The organism is Treponema sp., from assembly GCF_045657965.1.
GTDB lineage: Bacteria > Spirochaetota > Spirochaetia > Treponematales > Treponemataceae > Treponema_D.
In genome coordinates this window covers 1-9142 of the sequence record NZ_JAZOUG010000072.1, presented here as the reverse complement: position 1 = coordinate 9142, position 9142 = coordinate 1, and the positions used below count along the sequence as shown (strand labels likewise).

General features: G+C 41.3%; 10 protein-coding genes and 2 pseudogenes. 6 read left to right on the top strand and 6 right to left on the bottom strand.

Going from position 1 to position 9142, the window contains the following annotated elements:
* Positions 1–47: 47 nt before the first annotated feature.
* The 6 genes from ACKI5B_RS02625 to ACKI5B_RS02600 all read right to left on the bottom strand — a co-directional run bounded on the left by ACKI5B_RS02625 (position 48) and on the right by ACKI5B_RS02600 (position 2815).
* The gene (locus ACKI5B_RS02625) at positions 48–467 is read right to left on the bottom strand and encodes a single-stranded DNA-binding protein (RefSeq protein ID WP_407425545.1); all 420 of its coding nucleotides are present in this window, start codon (positions 465–467) and stop codon (positions 48–50) included.
* 2 nt (positions 468–469) lie between these two features.
* Positions 470–1330, bottom strand: coding sequence for a DUF2188 domain-containing protein (locus ACKI5B_RS02620; protein WP_407425543.1), 861 nt, complete (start codon positions 1328–1330; stop codon positions 470–472).
* Positions 1317–1484, bottom strand: a complete 168-nt coding sequence (locus ACKI5B_RS02615; RefSeq protein WP_407425541.1) for a hypothetical protein — start codon at positions 1482–1484, stop codon at positions 1317–1319. Before ACKI5B_RS02615 ends, ACKI5B_RS02620 begins: the two co-directional genes overlap by 14 nt.
* A 214-nt stretch (positions 1485–1698) precedes the next feature.
* A complete protein-coding gene (locus ACKI5B_RS02610; RefSeq protein WP_407425539.1) occupies positions 1699–2142 on the bottom strand; it encodes a hypothetical protein in 444 nt (147 codons plus the stop codon).
* A 14-nt stretch (positions 2143–2156) separates the two neighbouring features.
* Entirely contained in the window at positions 2157–2501 is a 345-nt protein-coding gene (locus ACKI5B_RS02605; RefSeq protein ID WP_407425537.1) for a VRR-NUC domain-containing protein, read from the bottom strand.
* On the bottom strand, positions 2492–2815 hold the full coding sequence (locus ACKI5B_RS02600) for a hypothetical protein (RefSeq protein WP_407425535.1): 324 nt from the start codon (positions 2813–2815) through the stop codon (positions 2492–2494). Before ACKI5B_RS02600 ends, ACKI5B_RS02605 begins: the two co-directional genes overlap by 10 nt.
* A gap of 399 nt (positions 2816–3214) precedes the next feature.
* On the opposite strand from ACKI5B_RS02600, the pseudogene ACKI5B_RS13420 reads away from it, so the two are divergent.
* The 6 genes and pseudogenes from ACKI5B_RS13420 to ACKI5B_RS02580 all read left to right on the top strand — a co-directional run.
* Positions 3215–4252, top strand: a pseudogene (locus ACKI5B_RS13420) (type I restriction endonuclease); the annotation flags it as partial.
* 171 nt (positions 4253–4423) lie between these two features.
* Positions 4424–5323 carry a restriction endonuclease gene (locus ACKI5B_RS13415; protein WP_486401661.1) on the top strand — a complete coding sequence of 300 codons (900 nt, stop codon included), beginning with the start codon at positions 4424–4426 and terminating at the stop codon, positions 5321–5323.
* 10 nt (positions 5324–5333) lie between these two features.
* Positions 5334–6290: pseudogene (locus ACKI5B_RS13410) on the top strand (DUF3387 domain-containing protein); the annotation flags it as partial.
* Between the two features lie 18 nt (positions 6291–6308).
* Positions 6309–7307 carry a Fic family protein gene (locus ACKI5B_RS02590; RefSeq protein ID WP_407425533.1) on the top strand — a complete coding sequence of 333 codons (999 nt, stop codon included), beginning with the start codon at positions 6309–6311 and terminating at the stop codon, positions 7305–7307.
* Entirely contained in the window at positions 7288–7470 is a 183-nt protein-coding gene (locus tag ACKI5B_RS02585) for a helix-turn-helix domain-containing protein (RefSeq protein ID WP_407425547.1), read from the top strand. The genes ACKI5B_RS02590 and ACKI5B_RS02585 overlap by 20 nt, the downstream gene beginning before the upstream one ends.
* A gap of 363 nt (positions 7471–7833) precedes the next feature.
* Entirely contained in the window at positions 7834–9015 is a 1182-nt protein-coding gene (locus ACKI5B_RS02580) for a tyrosine-type recombinase/integrase (protein ID WP_407425531.1), read from the top strand.
* Positions 9016–9142 lie beyond the last annotated feature (127 nt).

Genomic DNA, 9142 nt, shown 5'->3' with positions numbered 1-9142 from the left:
GATTCATAGATTTTAATTGCTTCGTCCTGTTTCATGCCGTACCCCCATTAAAACGGTAAATCCTCGGGGAAGTCGTCCCCGCTGCTTGCTGGCGCATAGTCGCCCGCTGGTTCCTGTGGCGCGGCATTGTTTTCGTTGCCGCCCAAAAGCTGCACGGTGTTTGCGACGATAACAACCTTTGAAAACTTCTGCCCGTCTTTTTCCCAGCGCTGCTGATCAAGAAAACCGTCAACGGCAATCTGCTTGCCCTTGTGCAGATACGGCTTGATGTTTTCCGCTGGTTTTCCCCAAACGGTCACGTCAAAATAACTTACGCTGTCAGTCCACGCGCCGTTTTTCTTTACGCTGCGGTTTACAGCAATACTCAAGTTAAGGCGTGCTGTTCCGCCTGTTGTGTAGCCAAAATCACGCTCGCCAATATCGCGGGTAAGTCGGCCTATTTCGATTACATGGTTTAAGTCAGTCATTTTTATTTGTTCTCCTGTTCTTTTTTGTAAAAGCTGCAAAAATCTTTACACAAGCAATAATCACCGCACTTTCTCGACACTGCGGGGCGGTGCTCGACGTAGTGGGAATTACCCAAAGCGCCCGCGCAGGCTTCCGCGTCTACAAGCTGGTCGAAAACTCGAACGGCTGTTTTACGTCCGTTTTTCATTACGGCGTACTTGTCGCTATCTGCCCAGCGTTCCTCGGCTGTGCATGGTGCGATTTCGTCGTCGCTCATAAGCTCGGCGGCTTCGATGTCTTTAATTTTTGCTACGATTCTTTCCCCCGTCTGCTGCAATTCCTCGGGCGTTACGTCAAACTCGTATGTAAATACTGGGCTTTGCGGATAGCTTGCGTCTGTCTTGGCCTTGCTCTTGCTGTGGTCTTTAAGTAACGCAATAAAGCGGCAGCGGCGAACGTCAAGCCCGTTCTGCTTCAAAAGCCATGCGTAGGTCATGCCCTGTTTGTACCAGTCTGAAAAGTCGCCTTTCATAACTTTGTACACGCTGGCTGTTTTCCAGTCGTTTATTATTCCGTGTTCCATGTCGTAGCTGTCTACGGTTCCAGTAACGCGGGATTTTGAAACGGCAATGTCGAACTTTTCTTCGTGAAAATTGCCGTCCTCGTATTTCTCCATGATTGCATGAACGGCAGTTCCAAAAGTCGCCCATACCTGCTCGGCAGCGTCTACGCTGAACTCGTCCCAGTGGCGCTCCTGCAAAATTACTTCTTTCGTGCCCTTGTTAAGGGTTGTAGCTGAATAGCAGCCCGCCTTGTTATGGCGTTCTACGCTTACAGCTTTTACGAACGCTTCGGGCAAGTGCAAGTTGTTAGTTACTTTCATTCTGTGCCCCCTCGTCCTCTGCTGGATCTACGACTTTAACGTTAAGTGTAAAAGTCCCGTCGCCGTTCTTCTTGATTTCTGTAACTTCAAAATACGGCTCTGTGTCTGAATATCCGCGCAATTTCTCGCAGATTTTCAAAATAGCATTTTTCATTTTTCGCACCTCGTAAAAATTATTAAGGTCGAACGCTGGCCAGCTGTTTACCTCTTGAAACACGCGGGATTTGAACCCGCCTTTAAGCGCCCTCTGCGCGTGTTCCCCTTATTGCCCGATTTCGTCAAAAGGCAGGCTGTTTGCCGCGTCTTTTTCCGCAGCTTCAAGCTCGCGTCCAAGTCTTTCGATTATGTCGTCTATTGTTTTCATGGCTTCATACCAGCCCTTGCAAAAATGCAGGTCGCGTCCTTTTTCGCTGGTGTAAAATAACCAGTCTTTTTTTTGTTTCTACTGCCTGCTGCCACTTGTCTTTAAAGTGCGCAAAAGTCTGTGTTTCTGTGAACTCGTCAATATCGCTTTTAATTACTATCAGTTCGGCAAGCTCTAAAACGCAACCGTCGTCGTCAAAGAACGATACGCCGCGCTCTGTTGTGCCCTCGTATTTGATGTCAAACTCGTAGCCGTTGTCGTGCATAACCTTTTTGTAATTACGCACGCCAGCTAAAAAGCCCTGCAAGTTCGCAACCTTTGCGCCGCTTTCCTCGCACTGCAAAACGGCTTCTTTTTCGTATGCAATGGCGTTAAGCTGTTTTACCAGTGTTAAAAATGCCGCTGGTGTTGGCACTTTCTCGATTTCTACTTCTTCGTTTTCAAACATTGTCGCACCCCCTTTTAAATGCAATGTCTTTCTTTAAGTTTTTGCAGAAACTCTTCCCCGCTATGAACTACAAAGGCAACGCCGCCTTTGCGGTTTATGTCGTTTATTCGCGCTTCCTGTGCGGGTGATAACTTCCCGCCCACTGGCCGCTTACACTCAACCGCCAAAAATCGCCCGTGATTGTCGTAACCCTCAAAATCGCAGGTGCCAGCTTCGGCGGTTTTTACATAACGGCGGTTGCGTCCCTCGCCAATTTGAAAGCAGCCTGTATTTATTCGCTGCAATTTCAAGCCTGTAGCTTTAATAACTGTTTTTACCTGCTGAACTACGGCGCTCTCGGGTATGTCTTTTAGATCCATTTCACACCCTCACGCTGTTTTGAAAAATCAACCTTGCGGCAAAACTCGAAAACGCTTTTTGCTGTTTCGTTGATATATACCCAGTCTTTACCTGCTGTTTTTGTTATGAACTTGATTACGCCGTTTTTTATTGTTCCGACGATTCCGCGATAAGTTAAATATGTGCCGTTTTGGTCGGCGCTGCCTTTGCAGTCAAAGTTTATGCCGTTTGATTTCTGCCAAGCGCTGAACTCGTTTATAAACTGCTGTCGTGTGATTTCGCCCGCTTTGTAAGCTCTCACTAGCGGTAATGGGTAGGAATTGTTTTTTGTCATAGCACACCTCAAAAAAAAGATAAAGCCCGCTTCGGATTGGTGTGTTATCCTCTGCGGGCTTAATTTTTACGAGTTCCGTAAAGCCACTCGTACCGAACAAGCGGCTATACAACACACCAAGATATAGCAGCTCGTTTGCTTGGTGTGCACTTTTTTGCTTAATGTTGATATAACTTGAAAAAGACATTGACTTTTTCAAGTTGTTCAATATAATAATACATGAATTGCGGTGGTAGTCTTCGGACGACACCTTCTAGGCTCCTGATGCGTCGGGGGCTTAATTTTTTTACACTCCATAAATAAATGCAAAAACCCCAAAATCGTGATAAAATAGACATAACTGTATGAAAGGAGTCTGTTATGTCCGCCGATTACAACGAATAAGCCTATGAAAATGCTCTGATTGAGTTGTTCCAGAATATGGGATGGGAGCATGTTTATGGGCCGGACATTGAACGCGACTGGCATTCTCCGCTTTATGATTCTGTTCTTGAAGATTCTATCCGCAGACTGAACCCAAAGGCGGCACCTGCTGCAATTGACGAGGCGCTCCTCAAACTCCGACATTTTGAAAATGCTGAACTAAAAAAGAAAAATGCTCTTTTTATGGACTATCTGCAGAACGGTATTGAAGTAAGCTTCCATCAAAACGGCAAAACTAAATCTGATATCATCTATATTGCAGACTTTAATAATCCTTCAAACAATTCCTTTATCGTAGCCAATCAATGGACATTTATAGAAAACTCAAATAAACGGCCGGACATTTTGCTTTTCTTAAACGGACTTCCTGTCTGTCTTTTTGAATTGAAATCTCCTAGCCGTGAACAGACTGATGCTAGCGAAGCGTACACACAGATCCGCAATTACATACATGAGATTCCTTCCATGTTCATTTACAACTGTATCTGCGTAATGAGCGACCAGCTTACAAGCAAGGCGGGAACCATTACAAGTGGTGAAGACCGTTTTATGGAATGGAAGACAAAAGACGGAAATATGGAATCCAAGGCCTTTGCTGATTTTACAACTTTCTTTGAAGGCATTTTTCAGAAAGCCCGCCTGCTCGACATCATCAAAAACTTTATCTGTTTTAATAATGATGGAATTAATTCCTATAAGATTCTTGCAGGTTATCATCAATATTTTGCAGTTCGTAAGGCTGTAGAGCGCACAAAGCTTGCAGTAAGCGGCGATGGTAAAATCGGTGTCTTCTGGCATACTCAGGGCTCCGGAAAATCGCTTTCAATGGTGTTCTATGCACACCTTTTGCAGCAGGCAATTGATTCACCGACAATCGTTGTTATTACAGACCGCAATGATCTGGATAATCAGCTCTATGGTCAGTTCTGTAATTGTAAAGATTTCTTGCGTCAGGAACCTGTTCAGGCTGAAAGCCGCGAACATTTGAAACAGTTTCTTGAAGGACATAAGGCTAAAAGGGGAATGTCTTCCCCTCGCTCCAGCCAGCAAGCTGTCTTACGCTACCCCTTCTGCGGGCTCAAACGCCGCCCGCAACGCCTGCTTCAGAATAACTTGTCAAGATTTAAATTTTTGCATACTGTTAAGCAGACACTGTATAAACAAATCAAATAGGAGATAAATATAATGATTCCAGATTATCAGACATGCATGCTTCCTTTGCTCAAATATGCGGGTGACAATAATGAACATAAATTTTCAGATGCAGTGGATTATCTTTCTAATGAATTCAATCTGACACAAGAAGAGCGAAAAGAACTTTTACCATCTAAAACCCAAGATGTTATTACTAACAGAATTGGTTGGGCTCGAACTTATATGAAAAAAGCAGGACTTTTGGAAGATACTCGTCGTGGATATTTTAAAATAACAGACAGAGGACAATCTGTACTTAAAGAGAATCTAGAAAGACTTTCTACAAAATATTTGGGAAAATTTGATGAGTTCAAGGAATTTCGTCAAAAGCATAATGAAAAAGAAGTTTTATCAGTCTCAGACATTACAAATGAGGCAACTCCTGAGGAAATGTTGGAAACAGGTTATACAAAGCTTTCAGAAAATCTTGTAGATGATATTCTTACAAAGATTGCAGAATGTTCGCCATCTTTTTTTGAGCATCTTGTTGTAGATTTGCTTGTCCATATGGGCTATGGGGGCTCTTTTTCTGAAGCTGCACAAGTTGTTGGTAAAAGCGGAGATGAAGGAATTGATGGACTTATAAAGGAAGATAAACTTGGTTTAGACACAATATATATACAAGCAAAGCGTTGGAAAGGTGTTGTCGGTCGCCCTGAAATTCAAAAGTTTGCAGGTGCGTTATTAGGACAAAAAGCATCAAAAGGAGTATTTATTACAACAAGTGGTTTTACAAAGGAAGCTGAAGAATATGCTTCTAGTGTAGATCGTAAGGTTGTTCTAATTGATGGAGAAAAACTTGCCAGTTTGATGATTGAGCATAATGTTGGAATCAGCACAATCCGCACATTTGAAATCAAAAAAATTGACAGTGACTATTTTGAAGGATAAAATCAGTTAGACAATCAGCGGGGCTGTAAACTTTATTGTTGCCCCGGATAAAGAAGAACAGAAACAGGCATTTATCAAAGAAGCACTTATGCTCAAGCAGGCACTTTCTCTTTGTTCTTCAATGGTAAAAGAACATATGCGCCTTGAAGCAGCCTTCTTTGAATCTGTCCGCGTTCTTGTGATGCGTATTTTATATAATCCATCTGGCAAGAAATTTTCCCTCAAAGAAATCAACGACCGCATAAATGAACTTCTTAAACAGTCAGTAAAATCAGATGGAGTTATAAATCTTTTCTCTGATGTCGGCGAAAAAGTAAATCTCTTTGATCCAACCTTCCTTGAAAACATCTCAAAGATGAAAGAAAAGAATCTCGCCGTAGAAATGCTCAAGAAGTTGATTGATGAACAGGTAAAAGTTTACAAGCGCACAAACCTCGTAAAATCAGAAGCCTTCAGCGAACTCATTCAGCAGACTTTGAACCGCTACCTTAACGGAATGCTTACAAACGAAGAAGTAATTCAGGAACTTTTAAAGCTTGCAAAAGAAATGCTGCATGCGAGCGAGGAAGGAAACAAACTAGGTCTCACAGACGAAGAACTTGCCTTCTATGATGCGCTCACAAAACCAGAGGCCGTAAAAGATTTCTATAGCGATGAAGAACTTGTTGCTCTTACAAAAGAACTCACAGAAACACTACGCAAAAATAAAACAATCGACTGGCAGAAAAAAGAATCAGCCAGAGCCAAGATGAGAATGATTGTTAAGAAGCTTCTTAAGAAATACAAATATCCACCGGAAGGTCAGGAAGACGCATTGAAAACAGTAATCAGCCAGTGCGAACTCTGGACAGATAATGTCGCTGATTTTGAGGAAGAAGAGACAATGCCTCGCCCTGTACAATACAAAATAGATAATGATTATGGCATGCTAAAAGTTGCAGAACCAAGTAAAGATTATGGGAATTAACATTCAAATGAGGTCTTAATGTCCAAAGAAAAATCATCTCCCTTCGAAATAGATTTTGACTCATACATCCTCCAGTGTGAACCTGCCAGGCAGGAAAACGGAAAGCTCTGGCAGACTGCCATTGGCTTGCAGCAGGTAGATGGACTTACTCCTTCTAAATACCTGTATGAAACTGCAAAGCGGAATATTGATGGCGAAATTACCATTGAAGAAGCCAAGCAGCTTATAGATTCCTATTACGAAACTCGTCCGGGTAGAACAGAGGACGAAGATGATACAGAAGAAGCTGATAAGGTATCTGTCCGTATCCGCGAAATTCTTGCAGAAAAAACATTCAGTTTTACACCGGATTTGCTGCTTTCGATTCATAAAAGACTTTTTATTGGTGTATTCTATAAGGTAAAGGCAGGGCGATTCCGCGATTATAATATTTCAAAACGTGAATGGGTTTTTGATGCGCCTGCGCCGAAGGCGCAAACGTCAATAATTTCTACTCATGCAAACGGAGGGCAAAGCCCGACGTACGGAGAATCAGTTCTTTATGCCAATGCAGATATGATTCGACAGACTCTTGAATATGATTTTGGACAGGAAAAGTCTTTTGATTACTCAAAACTTTCTAAGGAAGAAGCAGTAAAACATATTACCCGCTTTATTGCAAATATCTGGCAGATTCATCCTTTTGGAGAAGGAAACACTAGAACGACAGCCGTCTTTACAATTAAGTATCTGAACTCCCTCGGCTTTGAAGTAAACAATGAACCATTTGAAAAGAACAGCTGGTATTTCCGTAATGCTTTAGTTCGTGCAAATTATACGAACATGAATAAGGGTATCTACATGACTACGGAGTATCTGGAACAATTCTTCCGTAATCTCTTGATGGGAGAACATAATGAACTTAAAAACAGATATTGTCATATCAAATTCAATCAACAGGTAGAGAAAAAAGTTACTCAAAAGGTGACTGTAAACGTTACTGTAAACTTCACTGTAAATCAAAAAAAAGATTCTTGAAGAGATAAAAAAGGATCCCTTTGTAACACAGGAGAAACTGGCAGATATTGTTGGAATTACACGAAAAAGCATAAATGAAAACATGAAGAAATTGCAGAATATGAAAATAATAGAAAGAATAGGTGCTGATAAAAACGGGCATTGGATAATTATTGAACATTAAGAGGAGCATAAAAAATCATAGCCAAAGAAATTCGGAAATTCCGAATTTTAGCAGAAAGCGCTATTTCAAAATAAGGTATTATAGTCCAAATCACACCTATACGCCCGCCACGGTATCTTGACTGAAAATAGGGTTTTATGATAGTATAAATTTCATCAAAATCGGGCCATTAGCTCAGCGGTTAGAGCAGAGGACTCATAATCCTTTGGTCCTTGGTTCAAATCTAGAGACCAATGATATTTAGCACTTCGGGATAGGTGCTAAATCTATATAATACAAGCATTTACTAATTAATCTGACCTTCAGGTTATTAAAAATGTTAAGCGAATATCAAGTGCTTAACATAACAACTTGGAGGCTTAGATGGATTTAAATTATCACATCTTCAAAAAATCAACTAAATCAAAGAACAAGACAGTACACAAGTGGTATTACTATTGGAATGATCCTGTTACGGGTGTAATGCATCAGAAAGTCTGCAAAGGCTGCAAGACTCGAGTAGAGGCATACGCTTTTGTTTCTACCCTGCCACCGTTATTCGTGGAAGAGAAAATCACGATAGCGAAGATTGCCGAATGGATGTATATTCCCGGTGGTCAGCACATGGAGCGGATGGAGAAACTGGGAAAAACTCTTACTTCAGAGACGCTTCGTTCAAAACGTTTTATGCTTAATATTTTCGTGGAAGAATTTGGTGATCTGGAATTATCAAAGCTTACAATTCCGATGATTATAGATTTTCTTTCCGAGGATTATCATTCTGGCAGCTGGAAAAACAATTTTCTTACGGTGGTAAGTGAAGTTTATGCGGAAGCTCCGTTCCATGATTTGCCGTACATTCCTGTTCCTCTGTTTCCAAAATTCCGTCGTAACAGTCGTAAGAAAGATATTTTTTCAACAGAAGAACTGAATATTTTGTTCAACGAAAGCCTTTGGATGGATATGAGTCGTAATCATTACTCAAAACATCCTCAGTTTGATGAAGGTCATAAAGCCATATATCTTATGTTCTTGTGCTGTGCAAAATGCGGGCTTCGTATCAGCGAAGGAATTGCAATTCAGGCTCGGCAATTTCTGTTCGATGAAGGAATCCTGGTTATTGATGGATTTTACAAATCAAATCAGCTGTACCGGACAAATTACAACAAATGCGGTTCTGAGGATGATAAAAAGCTTCGTGTCGCTCCTCTACCGGAAGACTTTGCTCAGATTATGCGAAATTACATTTTGCAAAACAATCTAAGTGGAAACGATTACGTTTTTATGCGTTACGGAAAGCCAATTCGTAAATGGCTGGCCGAGGAATGGTTCAGACGTATTCTTGGCATGTCAGGTATCAATGCAGAAAACAGAATACTTACGCCCCACTCTTTGCGTTACACATATATTACCCGTATGCGTCGTGAAGTTGCTGGGGAAACTGTTCAGAAAATTGCAGGACACAATAGCCTTGCCATGACGGATCATTATACAAGAGCTGCTATTCCAGAAATGGTTGAAGCTGTAAAGCCTGCCATGGAAGCGGCTAATAGGTTGTTTGAGTAGAAATTGTATAGTCTGATATACAATTTTTGTGAAATTTTGTTTATTGGACTATAGAATTTAATTTTAGAATAAGAGCTCTTTATGTCAGGTGGATATTTTGATTATAGAAATAGAAGACGTGATTGTA

Coding starts and splice junctions, on each gene's coding strand:
- ACKI5B_RS02610 (WP_407425539.1), bottom strand. CDS start 2,142: ATGTTTGAAAACGAAGAAGTAGAAATCGAGAAAGTGCCAACACCAGCG.
- ACKI5B_RS02605 (WP_407425537.1), bottom strand. CDS start 2,501: ATGGATCTAAAAGACATACCCGAGAGCGCCGTAGTTCAGCAGGTAAAA.
- ACKI5B_RS02625 (WP_407425545.1), bottom strand. CDS start 467: ATGACTGACTTAAACCATGTAATCGAAATAGGCCGACTTACCCGCGAT.
- ACKI5B_RS02620 (WP_407425543.1), bottom strand. CDS start 1,330: ATGAAAGTAACTAACAACTTGCACTTGCCCGAAGCGTTCGTAAAAGCT.
- ACKI5B_RS13415 (WP_486401661.1), top strand. CDS start 4,424: ATGATTCCAGATTATCAGACATGCATGCTTCCTTTGCTCAAATATGCG.
- ACKI5B_RS02590 (WP_407425533.1), top strand. CDS start 6,309: ATGTCCAAAGAAAAATCATCTCCCTTCGAAATAGATTTTGACTCATAC.
- ACKI5B_RS02600 (WP_407425535.1), bottom strand. CDS start 2,815: ATGACAAAAAACAATTCCTACCCATTACCGCTAGTGAGAGCTTACAAA.
- ACKI5B_RS02615 (WP_407425541.1), bottom strand. CDS start 1,484: ATGAAAAATGCTATTTTGAAAATCTGCGAGAAATTGCGCGGATATTCA.
- ACKI5B_RS02580 (WP_407425531.1), top strand. CDS start 7,834: ATGGATTTAAATTATCACATCTTCAAAAAATCAACTAAATCAAAGAAC.